17 protein-coding genes are annotated in these 14,367 nt (G+C 71.1%); 10 read left to right on the top strand and 7 right to left on the bottom strand.

The features are described 5' to 3' along the window. Positions 1–23: 23 nt before the first annotated feature. The 3 genes from LC041_RS02150 to LC041_RS02140 all read left to right on the top strand — a co-directional run bounded on the left by LC041_RS02150 (position 24) and on the right by LC041_RS02140 (position 2,114). Positions 24–815, top strand: coding sequence for an EI24 domain-containing protein (locus tag LC041_RS02150; RefSeq protein ID WP_226531331.1), 792 nt, complete (start codon positions 24–26; stop codon positions 813–815). Then, on the top strand, positions 815–1,588 hold the full coding sequence (locus LC041_RS02145; protein WP_226531330.1) for a DNA-formamidopyrimidine glycosylase family protein: 774 nt from the start codon (positions 815–817) through the stop codon (positions 1,586–1,588). The genes LC041_RS02150 and LC041_RS02145 overlap by 1 nt, the downstream gene beginning before the upstream one ends. A 118-nt stretch (positions 1,589–1,706) precedes the next feature. Next, complete coding sequence (locus LC041_RS02140; RefSeq protein ID WP_047524579.1) at positions 1,707–2,114, top strand: DapH/DapD/GlmU-related protein; 408 nt, start codon at positions 1,707–1,709, stop codon at positions 2,112–2,114. A gap of 41 nt (positions 2,115–2,155) precedes the next feature. Here LC041_RS02140 and LC041_RS02135 read toward each other — a convergent pair whose 3' ends face one another. Then, complete coding sequence (locus LC041_RS02135) at positions 2,156–2,818, bottom strand: LuxR C-terminal-related transcriptional regulator (RefSeq protein ID WP_226531329.1); 663 nt, start codon at positions 2,816–2,818, stop codon at positions 2,156–2,158. After that, the gene (locus LC041_RS02130; RefSeq protein WP_226531328.1) at positions 2,805–4,052 is read right to left on the bottom strand and encodes an ATP-binding protein; all 1,248 of its coding nucleotides are present in this window, start codon (positions 4,050–4,052) and stop codon (positions 2,805–2,807) included. The genes LC041_RS02135 and LC041_RS02130 overlap by 14 nt, the downstream gene beginning before the upstream one ends. A gap of 115 nt (positions 4,053–4,167) precedes the next feature. On the opposite strand from LC041_RS02130, the gene LC041_RS02125 reads away from it, so the two are divergent. Genes LC041_RS02125 through LC041_RS02110 form a run of 4 tightly spaced genes read left to right on the top strand, consistent with a single transcriptional unit; the run spans position 4,168 to position 7,528 of the window. Further along, a complete protein-coding gene (locus tag LC041_RS02125) occupies positions 4,168–5,706 on the top strand; it encodes a PspC domain-containing protein (protein WP_226531327.1) in 1,539 nt (512 codons plus the stop codon). Continuing rightward, entirely contained in the window at positions 5,706–6,020 is a 315-nt protein-coding gene (locus LC041_RS02120; RefSeq protein WP_226531326.1) for a hypothetical protein, read from the top strand. Before LC041_RS02125 ends, LC041_RS02120 begins: the two co-directional genes overlap by 1 nt. Positions 6,021–6,030: 10 nt before the next feature. Further along, positions 6,031–6,771, top strand: coding sequence for a substrate-binding domain-containing protein (locus tag LC041_RS02115; protein ID WP_226531325.1), 741 nt, complete (start codon positions 6,031–6,033; stop codon positions 6,769–6,771). 40 nt (positions 6,772–6,811) lie between these two features. Further along, entirely contained in the window at positions 6,812–7,528 is a 717-nt protein-coding gene (locus LC041_RS02110) for a glutamine amidotransferase-related protein (RefSeq protein ID WP_226531324.1), read from the top strand. 1 nt (position 7,529) lies between these two features. Here the strand turns inward: LC041_RS02110 and LC041_RS02105 are convergent, their stop codons facing one another. After that, positions 7,530–8,000, bottom strand: coding sequence for a glutaminase (locus LC041_RS02105; RefSeq protein ID WP_226531323.1), 471 nt, complete (start codon positions 7,998–8,000; stop codon positions 7,530–7,532). After that, a complete protein-coding gene (locus LC041_RS02100; protein WP_226531322.1) occupies positions 7,997–9,211 on the bottom strand; it encodes a cation:proton antiporter in 1,215 nt (404 codons plus the stop codon). The genes LC041_RS02105 and LC041_RS02100 overlap by 4 nt, the downstream gene beginning before the upstream one ends. A gap of 86 nt (positions 9,212–9,297) precedes the next feature. Between LC041_RS02100 and purU the strand changes: the two genes are divergently transcribed. After that, positions 9,298–10,149, top strand: a complete 852-nt coding sequence (purU, locus tag LC041_RS02095) for a formyltetrahydrofolate deformylase (RefSeq protein ID WP_226531321.1) — start codon at positions 9,298–9,300, stop codon at positions 10,147–10,149. Here purU and LC041_RS02090 read toward each other — a convergent pair. After that, complete coding sequence (locus LC041_RS02090) at positions 10,146–11,192, bottom strand: NAD(P)H-dependent flavin oxidoreductase (RefSeq protein WP_226531320.1); 1,047 nt, start codon at positions 11,190–11,192, stop codon at positions 10,146–10,148. The genes purU and LC041_RS02090 overlap by 4 nt on opposite strands. Positions 11,193–11,338: 146 nt before the next feature. On the opposite strand from LC041_RS02090, the gene LC041_RS02085 reads away from it, so the two are divergent. Then, positions 11,339–11,611, top strand: coding sequence for a DUF6412 domain-containing protein (locus LC041_RS02085; protein ID WP_226531319.1), 273 nt, complete (start codon positions 11,339–11,341; stop codon positions 11,609–11,611). Between the two features lie 66 nt (positions 11,612–11,677). Beyond that, positions 11,678–12,457 (top strand): YidC/Oxa1 family membrane protein insertase, encoded by a 780-nt coding sequence (locus tag LC041_RS02080; RefSeq protein ID WP_226531318.1) that lies wholly within the window; start codon positions 11,678–11,680, stop codon positions 12,455–12,457. On the opposite strand, the gene LC041_RS17275 is transcribed toward LC041_RS02080, so the two are convergent. Further along, a complete protein-coding gene (locus LC041_RS17275; RefSeq protein ID WP_226531317.1) occupies positions 12,429–13,346 on the bottom strand; it encodes an EamA family transporter in 918 nt (305 codons plus the stop codon). The genes LC041_RS02080 and LC041_RS17275 overlap by 29 nt on opposite strands. A 133-nt stretch (positions 13,347–13,479) precedes the next feature. After that, the gene (locus LC041_RS02070; protein WP_226531316.1) at positions 13,480–14,364 is read right to left on the bottom strand and encodes an SDR family oxidoreductase; all 885 of its coding nucleotides are present in this window, start codon (positions 14,362–14,364) and stop codon (positions 13,480–13,482) included. Positions 14,365–14,367 lie beyond the last annotated feature (3 nt).

Raw genomic sequence — 14,367 nt, 5'->3', positions numbered from 1 at the left:
ACGATGCGCCTACGCTGGAAGCCATGATCCGTGAGTTCGCCAGGGGCGTCCGCACCCTCTTGCACGGGTTCGGTCTGTGGCGCACGCGCCCGGGGCTCATGCTGCTCGGCCTGATCCCTGCGGTCATCGCAGTCCTGCTCCTCGCCGCAGCGCTGATCCCCCTGGTGATCGGCATGCCGTCGGTCTCCGCCTGGCTCACGCCGTTCGCAGAGGGATGGCTCGAGCCGTGGAGGGGTCTGCTGCGTGCGGCTGTCGGCTTCGTCGTCGTCGCAGCCGCTCTCGCCCTCGCCAGTGTGGTCTTCAGCGCGCTGACCCTGACCATCGGCGACCCGTTCTACCAGCGCATCTGGCACGCCGTCGAGGTCGATCTCGGCGAGGCTCCTCCAGCCGACGGCGGCAGCTTCTGGACGACGATCGGCGAAGGAATGCGACTGGTGGTGCTCGGCATCCTGATCGCGATCCTGGTGCTCCTGATCGGCCTGCTCCCCGCGGTGGGCGGGTTCCTCGGCCCGGTCGCGGGAGTGCTGCTGACCGGCCGGCTGCTGGCGCGCGAACTCACCGGGCGCGCCTTCGACGCCCGCGACCTCAGCCCGGCCGATCGTGCCGCCCTATTCTCGGGCAGCCGCGCGCGGGTGCTCGGTTTCGGTGTCGCCACCCAGCTCTGTTTCCTGATCCCGGGTGGTGCCGTCGCGGTCATGCCGGCCGCGGTCGCCGGCAGCACGGTGCTGGCGCGCGACATGCTCGCCCGCCCCCTCGGCGCGACAGCGCCTCACCCCACGACGCCCCCTCCACCCACGTCCTCCGAGACCCCCTGATGCCCGAGGGCGACACCGTCTTCCGCACGGCACGGCGCCTCGACGAGGCCCTGGCCGGATCCGAGGTGACCCGGTTCGACCTTCGTGTCCCGCGCTTCGCCACCCTGGATCTGACCGGTCAGCGGGTGCACGCCGTGGTACCCCGGGGCAAGCACCTGCTCGCGCGCATCGGCGACAGCACCCTGCATTCCCATCTGCGCATGGACGGCGCGTGGTTCGTCTACCGACGCGGCGAGAAGTGGCGGCATCCGGCGTTCAAGGTCCGCGCCATCATCGGCACGGCCGACCGGGAAGCCGTCGGCGTCGACATCGCCGAGATCGAGGTCGTACCGACCAGCGACGAGGAGCAGCTCGTGGGCCATCTGGGCCCGGACCCACTCGCCCACGACTGGGATCCCCAGGAGGCGGCCCGGCGACTCGGTGGCGACGCCCGCAGCATCCACGTCGCCCTCCTCGACCAGCGCAACGTCGCGGGGTTCGGCAACGAGTACGCCGCCGAACTCCTGTTCCTCCGAGGGATCCTGCCGACGACACCGGCATCGGAGGTCGAGGTCGCGGCGCTTCTCGACCTGGGTGCGCGCACGATCCGCGTCAATCGCGACCGTCGCACCAGGACCTTCACGGGCATCGACCGACCGGGTCAGGGCACCTGGGTCTACGGCCGCGCCGGACGCCCCTGTCGACGCTGCGGCACCCTCATCCGACGCGGCGAACAAGGCGCGGATCCGACGCGCGAGCGGGTGACCTTCTGGTGCCCGGTCTGCCAGCGCTAGTCACTCTCTTTCGCCGACGCCGGCTCCGGCACCCCACGACATCCATCCGAGGGAATGAATCCGCCCCTTCGGTGGTTGTTGATATATCCGGAAGAGACTCCGGAGCACGGGAGGAATCGTGGGTAAGAACTACGTCGACATCGAGAACGACCAGGGAGCGACGCTGCGGTACCGCAAGCACGCGAACGGTCGGGGTCTCGTCGCGCATGGCGCGAAGGTGCATCCGAAGGCGCACATCGAGGCAGGTGCCTACATCGAACCGGGCGCGCGCGTCGGCGCCGGGGCGACCATCGCCCGTGGCGCCTGGATCGACGAAGACGCCGTGGTCGGAGAAGGTGCGTTCGTCGATGCACACGCGCACATCGGCCAGGGTGCCGCGATCGGCGACCACGCCTACGTGGGTGTCCGCACCGACGTCGGCGCCGGAGCGCGCATCATTCGAGGTGCCAGGATCGGCGACGACGAGACGGTCGCGGCCGGGCTCACCATCGCGACGGATCAGAAAGGTCTCTGGCTCGCGGCCTGACCGCGCGACACCCCGGCCGGATCATCCGCGCCGGCTCAGCACTACAGCAGGCGGCGCTCCGACGCCCAGGCGGTGAGCTCGTGGCGCGACGAGAGCTGCAGCTTGCGCAGCACGGATGACACGTGCGTCTCGACCGTCTTGATCGAGATGAAGAGCTCCGACGCCACCTCCTTGTAGGCATAGCCACGGGCGATCAGGCGCATGACCTCCTGCTCGCGCGCGGAGAGGCGATCCAGCTCATCCGTCGCCGTCGCGATCTCACCGGCGACCGCGCCGAAAGCATCGAGCACGAACCCGGCGAGCCGCGGCGAGAAGACGGCGTCTCCGTCCGCCACGGCGTGCACGGCGCTGCTGACCTCGATGCCCGACGATCCCTTGGTGATGTAACCGCGAGCACCCGCACGGATCACCCGCACGACGTCGGCGGCAGCATCCGACACGCTCAGCGCGAGGAATCGCGCGCCCGTGGACGAGCCGCGGATCACGGCCTCCCCGCCCGCGGCATCCTCCCCGCTCCCGCCCGGCAGGTGCACATCGAGCAGTACGACATCCGGCTGCGTCTCCGCGATCACGGCGATCGCCGTCGGCACGTCGGCCGCCTCGCCGACCACCTCGACACTCGCAGCAAGGTCGGCACGCAGGCCGGAGCGGAAGATCGAGTGATCGTCGACGATCACGACGCGGACGCTCTCAGCCACGGTCATCCTCCCTGAAGGGGATCGGTCGTTGCCCCGGCCGGTCATGCGGCGCGACCGCCAGGATGCTCAGATGCACTTCGGTGCCGTTCACGTCGCTGCGGACCGCCCCGGTCCCCCCGGCACGACGCATGCGGCCGATGATCGACTCCCGCACGCCGAGTCGATCGCTCGGCACGTCGTCGAGGTCGAAACCCTCCCCGCGGTCCCGGATGAAGACATCGACGCCCGCAGCGCTCCCCTCGATGTACACCGAGATGTCCCCGCCTGCATGCCGCGCGGCGTTCAGGATCGCCTCCCGGGCCGCCGCCGCGAGCTCGCCGCTCGCGCGCTCGGTCGAGAGGCCCGCCGATACGACGTCGATGCGCACCGGGTAGTCGAGTTCGAGCGCTCCCGCGTAGTCACGCAGATCTGTCGGGAGGTCGCTGTCGGCCGGGGCGTCACCGTCGTACAACCACGCACGCAACTCCCGCTCCTGCGCCCTGGCGAGGCGGGCTGCCTCGCTGGAAGCGCCCGCCCTGTTCTGGATCAGCGCCAGCGTCTGCAGTACGGAGTCGTGCAGGTGCGCGGCCATCTGGCTGCGCTGTTCCTCGCGGATACGACGCACCCGCTCGCCCGACAACTCACGCCACCGCGGGATGAGAGCCGAGGAGATCACCGCGGCGAGCCCGGCAAGAGGGACGAGCACCAGTGCCACGCCCGACCGCGCGACGGGCCAGGAGAGCAGCACGGTGAACAGCAGCGCGAGCAGCAGGAGCGACAGGACCCGGACGATCATCGTGTGTCGCGGTCCTCGCGCCGTGTCGGTGCGATCGATCAGGGTGGCCCACAGCCCCGCGCCCGTCGCGAAGGCCGCCGTGCCGCCGACCACGACCGCGGCGAGATCGGGCGGGATCGATCCGTTCAGCCAGTCGCTGCCGCCGCGCCAGGCCAGCACGGTGAGAATCCCGACAGCCGCGGGAGCGAGCAGCAGCCAGGCGACCGGCACACGCCTCGTCGGCGCCTCTTCGCCTTCGGCCCAGGGGGTGAAGGCCCAGCACCAGGCGTAGAGGAGGACGCCGGCGCCCCCGCACAGCATCAGCGCGACGAACAGCGCCCGCATCAGCCACACCCGCACGCCCAGGTGTCGGGCGAGGCCCTCGCTCACCCCGGCCACCAGGCAGTCGCGATCACGGGTCAGCGGCGGGCGCGGCGACGCGGCGACGGGCGCTGTTCGCGCAGGTGCGTGCGCCGAAGAGGACATGTCGCCCATCCAATCACCCGCACGAGCGCTCCGGGTCCTCCCCCGCCCGGAATCAGGGGCCGCTCAGGGGTTCCCCCCATGGCGGGGGTCCGTCCACGACCGCCAGGATCGAAGCATGACGATTCCGACCGTGCCCCCGCCTCCCGCCGACCAGGGCGCTCCCACCCTCGGCGAACCCGGCACCGGCATCCCGCGTGGAGTCGAGCGCTTCCTCCTCTGGGTCGCCGGCCTCGGTGTCGCGCGCTCCGAGGGCTGGCTGGGTGGTGTCGCCGCCGGGCTCGCGGCTCGTTTGCGCATCGATCCGCTGATCGTCCGTGGCGTCCTCGTCGTCGCGGCGCTGTTCGGCCTGCCGGTGATCTTCCTGTACGCCGCGGCGTGGGCGCTGCTACCCGACATCGACGGTCGCGTCCACCTCCGCGATCTGTTCCGTCGCGACTATCAGCCCGTGCAGTGGGGCATCCTCGCGATGGCCGTCATCGGTCTGTTCCCGACCACCCCGCTCGCCGGGCGTCTCTTCGGACTCGGCTACGACGGGTGGTCGGCCCTCTCCGTCATCAGCTGGATCGTCGGGCTCGTGCTCGTCGCCGGTCTGCTCTTCCTGATCGTGCGCGCCATGCGCCGCACCCCGGGTGCTTCCGCGCCGGATCTGCCGACGGCTTCCGCAGTTCCGGCGGCCCCGGGCGCATCCGACCCCCTCGACGGTTCGGGTACCGCCGAGGGGGCGGATGCCACTCTCCGCGAGGAGGGGGCAGAGCCCGCGCTCGCCTTCGCTCCCCCGGAACCGCCCGCGCCCCGTCCGCCCGACTCGCAGGATCCCGCCGCTCTCGAAGCATGGCGCGCCCAGCATGCGGCCTGGAAGGAGCAGGATCAGGCCTGGCGGCGCCAGCAGCAGGACATCGAGCGGGCTGCCCGCGACCAGCTGCGCCGTGAGCGCCAAGCCGAGGCTGCGGTGTTCGCGGCCGAGGCTGCGGAACGCCGGCGCATTCGCCGCGCATCGAATCCCCGCGCGGGCTTCGCGTTCGCCGCCACGATCATCGGACTTGCGATCATCACGGGCTCCGCCGTCGGTCTCGTCGCCGGCGGCGAGGCACTCGGCGGCGCGCTGGGACTGCTCGCCGCAGCCCTCATCCTCGCACTCGGGATGATCGTGGCCGGGGCGTTCCGTCGACGGAGCGGGTTCCTGGCCTTCGCGACCGTGATCACGCTGATCGGCGGACTCGTGGCGGGCGCCTTCTCCGCCTTTCCGGGAGTCGCACTGGGCTATGTCTCGCTCGGCAACGACGAGTCCGCGCATGTCAGACAGCCCTTCGGCGATATGTTCCTCACCCTGAGCCCGTTCGAGGACGGCCCGCGGTCGATCATCGTGGACAAGGGAACCGGCAACACGTTCATCGACGTCCAGCCGGGCGTCGCGCTCGAACTGCGCGCCGTCATCGAAACGACGACCGTGTCGTGGACCCGAGTGGATGAGGAGACCGGAGAGATCACCGCGCACGGCACCTGGTCGCCCGTCCGCAGGGACGGGGAATCGGTCGTCCGGCAAGAGATCACCGCCGAGGGCGCCGAACCCACCATGGTGCAGCCCGTCAGGATCGATCAGACCAGCGGAGTGATCTCCGTCACCGTCCACGAGCCCGCGAAGGAAGACCAGTGATGAGCACGCCGACGATCGTCGAAGCCCCCTCCCCTCCCCGCACTCGCTGGGCCGCCGTGATCTGGGGCGTCCTGTTCGCCGCGACCGCCGCGACCGCCCTCTGGATGCTGGCCGACGCCGACCGGAGGGACACCGTCGCGGATGGCCTGCTCGCGCTGACGCCGACCACGATCGTCACGATCCTCCTGCTGACCGCGGGCGTGCTGATCCTGGTCGGAGGAGCCGCAGGTCTCATCCGCCGTGCACAGCGGAGGCTCGCGACCGCGACGACCTCCGTCGCGCAGGCGGAGGTGGCCTCGCCCCCCGCCGAGTAGCCTGGACCCCATGGCGAATCAGGGAAGACGGTCCGCAAAGGGCGCAGGTCGAGGTACCCCCGTGCGCCGGAACAAGGCCGCCCCCGCCGAGCGGTTTCCGCCGCAGAAGCCGAAGAAGAAGACGGCCAAGGTCGTCTTCGACGCTCCTCGCCCCGAGCCCGAGACACCGCGCACCTTCCGTCTGGGAGCGGTGCCCGGCGCGACACCGGGGAAGTGGATCGATGCATGGAAGCAGCGCATGCCGCGGGTACCGCTCGAGCTCATCCCGATCGAGGTCACCACCCAACGCGAGGCCGTCGACGCGGTCGATGCGGCGCTGGTACGGCTGCCGCTCGCCGACGACTCCCTGCACATCATCCCCCTGTACGACGAGGTCCCGGTCGTGGTCGCGGCGGTCGACTCGCACCTGATGGCGGCCGAGAAGCTCACCGCCGCGGATCTCGAGGGCGAGGTCGTGATCGGGCTGGCCGATGACGTGCTGGGGCCGCTGGACCTCCCGGGCACAGCCCCGGCTGCCTTCGCCGCCCTGCCGACCGGCGAGGCGATCGCCACGGCGGCTTCCGGTGTCGGTGTCGTGATCGTCCCGATGTCGCTGGCTCGCGCGCACCACCGCAAGGATGCCGACCACCGCGTGCTCGTCGACGGCCCGACATCCACCGTGGCGCTGGCCTGGCCGCGGGATCGCACCACGCCCGACGTCGAGACGTTCGTCGGCATCGTCCGCGGCCGGACCGCGAACTCCTCCCGGTGACCGCGTCGGCGCGGCCTCGCGCTCTCGTTAGAATCTCCTGATGGCCTCGCTTCTCTACGTCTGCGTGCGGCCCGAGATCGGGGCGGCGGACGCCGAGCACGCGTCTTTCCGACGGGCGCTCGGCGTCGATGTGGTGGACCGCCTCGACCTGCTGCAGACACCGCTGTATCTCGAGCGCCTGCGCGGCTATCGCGGCGTCGTGGTCGGCGGCTCGCCGTTCAACGTCTCCGACACGGTGAAGTCCGCGGAGCAGCTGCGGGTCGAAGCCGACCTCCGCACCCTGGCGGACGCGGCGATGGCCGCCGAGATCGCGGTGTTCTTCACCTGCTTCAGCATCGGCGTCGTGACACGGATGCTCGGCGGCGAGGTCGTGACGGACACTCCCGAGCCCGCGAGCGCGACCGTGATCGATGCGACCGAAGCCGGCGCGGCCGACCCCGTCTTCGGGCCGAGTGGCCCCGCCCTCACGGTGTTCACGGCGCACAAAGAGAGCGCGGCGAGCACCCCGCCCGGTGCTGTGCTGCTGGCGACCAACGAGGCATGCCCGGTGCAGGCCTACCGCGTGGGCACCCACCTGTACGCCGCGCAGTTCCATCCCGAGCCCACCCCTCGTGACTTCGCCGACCGCATGACGTTCTATCGCACCACCGGCTACTTCGACCCGGAGGAGTTCGACGCGGTGCAGCAGCAGGTGCTCGCGGCGTCGGTCACCGAGGGTGCCGCGCTTCTGCGCCGCTTCGCCGAGACCTTCGCCTGACTCAGCCCGCCGCCGCGTCTCGCAACAGGGCCACCCGCTCGCGCAGGTATGCCTCCAACGGCATGAACCCGCCCGCTGTACTCCATCGCACCGCCGGGACACCGTCGACGAGTGCCAGAGGGCCGGAGGCGCCCCCCGCATCCACGGCGTCGACGTCGATCACGCTCCACCCCACGTGGACGACGTCTCCCTCGTCGAAGCCGCCCCGCAGCGCTTCGGCCCGACGCTCGGCGCGGGCTCTGGCCGACTCCGCGGTGTACCCGCGGCGCCCGGGATCGGCCGCGCGGAGCACCTCGGCCGTGGCCAGCGCATGCGTGTCCGTCAGCAGCAGCACACCCAGATGCCAGGCGTCACCGACCCGCACGATGCGGCGTCCGCGCCACCGGGAGACGCGCTCTTCGCCGAGCCCCTCCTTGGCGACGCCGTCGAGGCTCCGCACCGTCCGGGCCAGGAGCTCCGACGCCGCCGTCACAGCTCCCCCTGCACCGCATCGCCCGCACGCGCGGGTCCGACGACGTCGGCGCGGTCCCCGCGCAGGGTCATCCCGATCAACGGGTAGAGCAGGACCGAGAGCATTCCCGCGCCCACCAGCGCCGCCGCCGTGCCCGTGTCGAGCATCTTCTCGTCGACACCGATCGCGGTGACCGCGACGATGATCGGCAGTCCGGTCGCGGCGAGGAGCCCGAGGGCCGCACGGTCTCGGACGCTCGCCCCCGCGGGCACCGAGAGCTGCGCGGCCGACCCGCGGATGACCAGCAGCGCGATCAGGAAGATGGGCACCAGTGCGAGCGCCGTTGGCGAGACGAGCAGCGCCTGCAGGTCGAAGGTCACGCCCGTGTAGAGGAAGAAGACCGGCACGAGGAAGCCGAAGGCGATCGCCTCGATCTTGCTCTCGACCTCTTCGGCGTCCTTCTTCGGGGCGCGCGCCATGATGATGCGCCACACGGCTCCCGCGACGAAGGCTCCGAGCAGCATGTCGAGGTCGAGCATCACGCTCAGCCCGACGAGGGCCGCGATGAGCAGGATCACGAAGCGCACCCCGAACTGGTCGGACGTGTGCAGCGTCGCCCGGACGATGCGGTGCAGGCGTCCGTGCGGCACCCGGTGCGCCAGCAGCACCGCGAGCCCTGCCAGCACCACGAACGTCAGCAGGACGGCCGTGGCGATCGGCGTGGTCCGCGTGCTGAGGAAGATCGAGATCGCGATCAGGGGCAGGAACTCGCCGACCGCCCCGATCGCGCTGATCGCCCGTCCGAAGGGCGTGTCCAGCTCGCGTGCGTCGCGCAGGATCGGCATCAGCGTGCCGAGTGCGGTGGAGCTCAGCGCGATGCCGATCACGACCATCCCCTCGCCGGGGGCGAAGAAGAAGCCCAGACCGATGCCCAGCAGGACGCTGAGGAGCCACCCCAGGGAGGCGCGGGCGAGCGGCCTGCCCGCCACCGTCTTGAAGTCGATCTCGGTGCCGGCGACGAAGAACAGCAGCGCCAGACCGAAGTCGCTGAGCTTCTCCAGCAGGGGACCCGGTTCGACCCAGCCGAGCACCGCGGGCCCGACGAGGATCCCGAGCACGAGCTCGAACACCACGATCGGCACACGCACCACCGGGCGGACCCCGCGGGCGAGCAGGGGCGCGGCGACGGCCAGCAGGGGGATCAGCACCAGGCCGAGATCGCTCGCTTCCACGATCCTCAGAGTAGCGAGTCACCTCACGCGATTCGCCCCCGGTGTGCATCCACGGCAGAATCGATGCACACCCTCGAGGAGCCTCCATGTCCCAGCCCGATACCGCCCGCCTGCTCATCGCGTGCGACGACCAGCCCGGGATCGTCGCAGCCGTGGCGGGCGTGCTCGCCCAGCACGGCGCGAACATCATCTCGCTCGACCAGCACTCGACGGATTCCGAGGGCGGACGCTTCTTCCAGCGCACCGTGATCCATCTCGACGGTCTCTCCGCGGCGCGCCCCGCACTCGAGGCCGATATCGCCGTCGTCGCCGAGCGCTTCGGGATGGAGTGGTCGCTGCACGACGTCGCCCGCCGCAAGCGGGTGGCGATCTTCGTCTCGAAGTACGACCACTGCCTGATGGAGCTGCTCTGGCGCACCCAGCGCGGCCAGCTCGACATCGACATCACGATGGTCGTCTCCAACCACCCCGACCTGGCCGAGTCGGTCCGCTCCTTCGGCGTGCCGTTCGTGCACATCCCCTCGGGAGACAAGGCCGCCATGGAGGAGCGTCAGCTCGAGCTGCTACGCGGGAACGTCGACCTCGTGGTGCTGGCGCGCTACATGCAGATCCTCACCGACGACTTCATCAACCGCCTCGAGGCACCGGTGATCAACATCCACCACTCCTTCCTGCCTGCGTTCATCGGCGCGAACCCCTACGCGCGCGCCAAGGACCGCGGTGTCAAGTTGATCGGCGCGACCGCGCACTACGCGACGGCCGACCTCGACGAAGGACCGATCATCGAGCAGGACGTCACACGCGTCACCCACTCCGAGTCCGCCGCCGAGCTGCAGAGCCGCGGCGCCGATGTCGAACGGCTCGTGCTCGCCCGCGCCGTGCAGTGGCACGCCGAGGACCGCGTGATCGTGCACGGCAAGTCCACCGTCATCCTCTAGCGCCCGCCGCCCTCCCCCGCGGCCAGCTCCGCGAACAGCTCGGCGGCGGTGTCGTGGCGGGCGAGGGGCGCAGCCTGCCCCATCCACAGCGACTGCAGCTCGCCGAGATTCTGCTCCCCCGCCGCCGCACGGAAACGTCCGGTGAGCCAGTTCTGCATGGGGAACGGTGCGATCGTTCCGCTGGCCTCGATCGCCCGCACCGCACGGTTGCGGGCACCCCGGGCCAGGCGACCGCTCATGGCCCGCGTGAGGACGGTCTCCTCGGCGGCGGTCGCACGGATCGCGGCACGGTGCGCGGTCGTGGCCGCGGACTCCGCGGTCGCCAGGAAGGCCGTCCCGACCTGCACCCCGGTCGCCCCGAGAGCGAACGCTGCGGCGACTCCTCGACGGTCGGCGATCCCGCCCGCCGCGATCACCGGCACGTCGACAGCATCGACCACCTGGGGGACGAGTGCGAACGTGCCGACGAGCGAATCCTCGGCCGGACGAAGGAACGACACGCGGTGCCCGGCAGCCTCGGACCCGGTGGCGACCACGGCATCCACCCCCGCGTCGGCGAGCGCGACAGCCTCTGCGACCGTCGTCGCGGTGCCGAGGATGCGGATGCCGCGCCGCTGCGCCTCTTCGACCAGCTCGACCGACGGCACCCCGAACACCGTGCTGAGCACGGCGGGCCGGATCTCCCAGATCGCGTCGAGCTGCTCCTCGAGCGACGGGGTGTACCGCTCAGGGCGCGCGGGGATGTCGATGCCGACCGCCTCGTAGAAGGGTTGCAGCGCCTGCGCGAACACGGTGTGCTGCGGATTCGGCTCGGTCTCGTCGCCGGTGGGGAGCCAGATGTTCACTGCGAACGGACGGTCGGTCGCCGCCCGCAGAGCAGCGCCCGTCGAGCGGATGCGGTCGCCGTCGTACCCGTAGAGGCCGAAAGAACCGAGTCCGCCCGCTTCGCTGACGGCAGCGGTGAGGGTGGTCGAGGAGAGCCCGCCGAAGGGCCCGAGGATGATCGGATGCTCGATCCCGAGCAGGGCGCGAAGGTCACTCATGCTTCGACGTTACGCCCGCGGCGTTGCCCGACGCCCGTTTCGAATCGCGTGAATGGTTGCATCGACAGCCCGGATGCAACCATTCACGCGATTCGAAACGCGGGGACAGCCGCCGGTGCTACCCTCGCTGCAGGAAGGGAGCGCGCATGGGCGAGTGGTTCGGGCAGATGCTGAGCATCGTCGCGACCGCGCTCGGCCTCGTGTCGATGCCGGATGCTGCGGCGCTCGGCCTCGCCGTCGCGCTGCTCGCGGTGACCGCCCTCACCCTCGCGGTCGTGCTGAGCGTGCGCCCCGAGGCGTCGACCGGTGCCCCGCATCCGTTGCGCGCCATCGATGTCGGCACCCTCCTCACCCAGAGTGATCCTGATGCCGCAGGGCATCCGCGCCCTCGGGCGCCGGGAGTCGCGACCGCCGCGTAGTCCGCTCGTCAGACGGGACCGCGCGGCCTTCGCCGACCCTTCCCGCCCGCTCGAACGGACACTTCCATGGACCCTTTCGCCTTTCCGCCCCTGACCACCCTCCTCGATGCCGCGTACGGCGCACTGACCGGGCTCTCCGATCTCCTCACCCCGATCGCGGGCGCGTCCGCCGCTGCCCTCGCCGTGGTCCTCGTCACACTGCTCGTGCGGGCGCTGCTCATCCCCGTCGGCATCTCCCAGGCCAAGGCCGAGCAGACCAGAGCCCGCCTCGCACCGAGACTGCGCGAGCTGCAGCGCCGCCACAAGAAGAACCCCGAACGCCTGCAGAAGGAGACGATGGCGTTGTACCGCGCGGAGAACACGTCGCCGTTCGCGGGGATGCTCCCGGTGCTGGCGCAGGCGCCCGTCGTCGGTATCCTCTACACGCTGTTCCTGCGGCCGGAGATCGCCGGACACCCCAACGAACTGCTCACACACGACCTGGTCGGCGCGCCGCTGGGCACGAGCCTGATGTCGGCACTGTTCGGGGGCACCGCGACGCCCGCGACGTTCCTCGTGTTCGGGGTGCTGCTCGCGGTCATGCTCGCCGTCGCCGAGATCACCCGCCGCGTGTTCCGCCCGACGCCGGTCGACGGTGACGACTCACCGCTGAACTCGCCCACCATGCTGCGCGTGGTCTCGGCGATGCACTACGCGACCGCGGTCTTCGCCGTGTTCGTGCCTCTGGCCGCCGCGCTGTACCTCACCGTCACGGTGGTCTGGACGCTCGTGCAGCGGGTGATCCTGCGCCGCCGGTTCCCGCTGCCGACGCCCGCGGTCAGTCAGGCAGCGGTATCGGCGCGGTGAACGGGCCGGAGGGACCGTCGTCGCGGCGTTCCCTCCGCACCCCGAGTGTGGTCCCGACGCTCGCGGCGATCACGAGGGCGACGGCGAGCATCCGCAGCGGGGTGGCGTCCTGCCCCAGGATGAGCCAGCCGGCGAGCGTCGCGAACGCGGGTTCGAGGCTCAGCAGCACGCCGAACACGCGCTGCGGCAGACGGCGCAGCGCTGCGAGCTCGAAGCTGTAGGGGATCACGGACGACAGCACCGCGGTGATCGCGGCGAGCAGGAGCAGCTGCGGATCCATCGCCACCGTCGACGCGGCCGGGATGCCGACCGGGATGAGCAGGACGGCGGCGACCACGAGCCCCATCGCCAGGCCGCTGCTGCCGGGGATGAGGGAGCCGACGCGCGCGCTCATCCGGATGTACATGGCCCAGAAGCCCGCCGCGATCAGGATGAACAGCACCCCGAGCGGATCGAGCGGCTCCGCCCCGATCAGTCCGTCGACGCCCAGCACGATCATTCCGAGCAGGGCCACCCCGACCCAGACGAAGTCCGTGACCTTCCGGGTGAGCACGGCCGCGAGCACGAGCGGTCCGAGGAACTCGATCGCGACGGCGGGGCCCAGCGGGATGCGGTCGATCGCCGCGTAGAAGAACCCGTTCATCGCGGCGAGCGAGACGCCGAAGAGCACCGCGGCGAACCACTGCGGGCGCGTCCACTTCCCGGGACGCGGGCGCACGATCACGACCAGCAGCGCCGCGGCGATCGCGACGCGCAGAGAGGTCACCCCCCACGGGCCGAGCACCGGGAAGAGCTGGGCGGCGACGGCGGCCCCGAACGGGAGCGAGAGGCACGAGCCGATGACGAGCGCGACGCCGACGAGGGGACGCGACGCTGCCGACTTCTGCACCACACAAGCTTAGGCGGCGACACCCGGTGTCCTCCTCGCCGAGACCCCCCGTCGGCGCCGAGACCCCCGCCTGCCCGCGTTGCTGCGCAGGGGTCTCGGCGGCAGGCAGGGGTCTCGACGGCAGGCAGGAGGGTCAGAGGGCCTTGCCTCCGGTGACCGCGATGACCGATCCGGACGTGTACGAGGACTCCGCCGACGCCAGGTACACGTATGCCCCGGCCAGCTCCGCCGGCTGTCCTGCCCGACCCAGCGGAGTGTCGGCACCGAAGGTCGCGAGCCGCTCGGCATCCCATCCGGTCGCGGGGATCAGCGGGGTCCAGATCGGCCCCGGCGCGACGGCGTTGACCCTGATCCCGCGGGGTCCCGCCTCCTCGGCGAGCGCCTTCACGAAAGCGACCTGCGCAGCCTTGGTCATGGCGTAGTCGATCAGGCCCGGTGAGGGGTTGTAGGCCTGGACGGACGCCGTCACGATGATGCTCGCCCCGGGCCGGAGGCCGGGATAGGCCGCCCGCGCCGAGAACAGCATGCCCGCCAGGTTCGTGTCGAACACCCGACGCATGCGGTCCGTTTCCAGGCTGCCGAACTCGTCGATATCGTGCTGGTAGCCCGCGTTGAGCACGAGCACGTCGAGCCCGCCCAGCTCGCTCCGCGTCCGCGCGACGATATCGGTCGCGAAGGCCTCTTCCCGCACGTCGCCCGCGAAGCCCACGCCCGTGCGTCCCGTCTCCCGGACCACGGCGAGCGTGTCCTCCGCGTCGTCCTGCTCCTCGGGCAGGTGCGCGATCGCGATGTCGGCACCCTCTCGTGCGAAGGCGATCGCGACCGCTCGGCCGATTCCGGAGTCACCGCCCGTGATGAGAGCGCGGCGACCTTCCAGACGTCCGTGGCCGACGTAGGTTCCCTCCCCGTGGTCGGGTTCGGGCCGCGTCCGCTCGGTCAGCCCCGGCTGGTCCTGGTGCTGGTCGGGAAAGCCCTCTTCGCGATGAGCGTGCCGGGGGTCGGTGGTGTCGTCGGTCATGGC

This window comes from Microbacterium paraoxydans (assembly GCF_020524545.1).
GTDB classification, from domain to species: domain Bacteria; phylum Actinomycetota; class Actinomycetes; order Actinomycetales; family Microbacteriaceae; genus Microbacterium; species Microbacterium paraoxydans_C.
Note: the sequence above shows the minus strand (reverse complement) of the source record. Positions and strands in the feature narration are given on the sequence as shown.

Coding starts and splice junctions, on each gene's coding strand:
- LC041_RS02070 (WP_226531316.1), bottom strand. CDS start 14,364: ATGACCGACGACACCACCGACCCCCGGCACGCTCATCGCGAAGAGGGC.
- LC041_RS02080 (WP_226531318.1), top strand. CDS start 11,678: ATGGACCCTTTCGCCTTTCCGCCCCTGACCACCCTCCTCGATGCCGCG.
- LC041_RS02120 (WP_226531326.1), top strand. CDS start 5,706: ATGAGCACGCCGACGATCGTCGAAGCCCCCTCCCCTCCCCGCACTCGC.
- LC041_RS02125 (WP_226531327.1), top strand. CDS start 4,168: ATGACGATTCCGACCGTGCCCCCGCCTCCCGCCGACCAGGGCGCTCCC.
- LC041_RS02150 (WP_226531331.1), top strand. CDS start 24: ATGATCCGTGAGTTCGCCAGGGGCGTCCGCACCCTCTTGCACGGGTTC.
- LC041_RS02130 (WP_226531328.1), bottom strand. CDS start 4,052: ATGTCCTCTTCGGCGCACGCACCTGCGCGAACAGCGCCCGTCGCCGCG.
- purU (WP_226531321.1), top strand. CDS start 9,298: ATGTCCCAGCCCGATACCGCCCGCCTGCTCATCGCGTGCGACGACCAG.
- LC041_RS02085 (WP_226531319.1), top strand. CDS start 11,339: ATGGGCGAGTGGTTCGGGCAGATGCTGAGCATCGTCGCGACCGCGCTC.
- LC041_RS02145 (WP_226531330.1), top strand. CDS start 815: ATGCCCGAGGGCGACACCGTCTTCCGCACGGCACGGCGCCTCGACGAG.
- LC041_RS02115 (WP_226531325.1), top strand. CDS start 6,031: ATGGCGAATCAGGGAAGACGGTCCGCAAAGGGCGCAGGTCGAGGTACC.
- LC041_RS02135 (WP_226531329.1), bottom strand. CDS start 2,818: ATGACCGTGGCTGAGAGCGTCCGCGTCGTGATCGTCGACGATCACTCG.
- LC041_RS02110 (WP_226531324.1), top strand. CDS start 6,812: ATGGCCTCGCTTCTCTACGTCTGCGTGCGGCCCGAGATCGGGGCGGCG.
- LC041_RS02090 (WP_226531320.1), bottom strand. CDS start 11,192: ATGAGTGACCTTCGCGCCCTGCTCGGGATCGAGCATCCGATCATCCTC.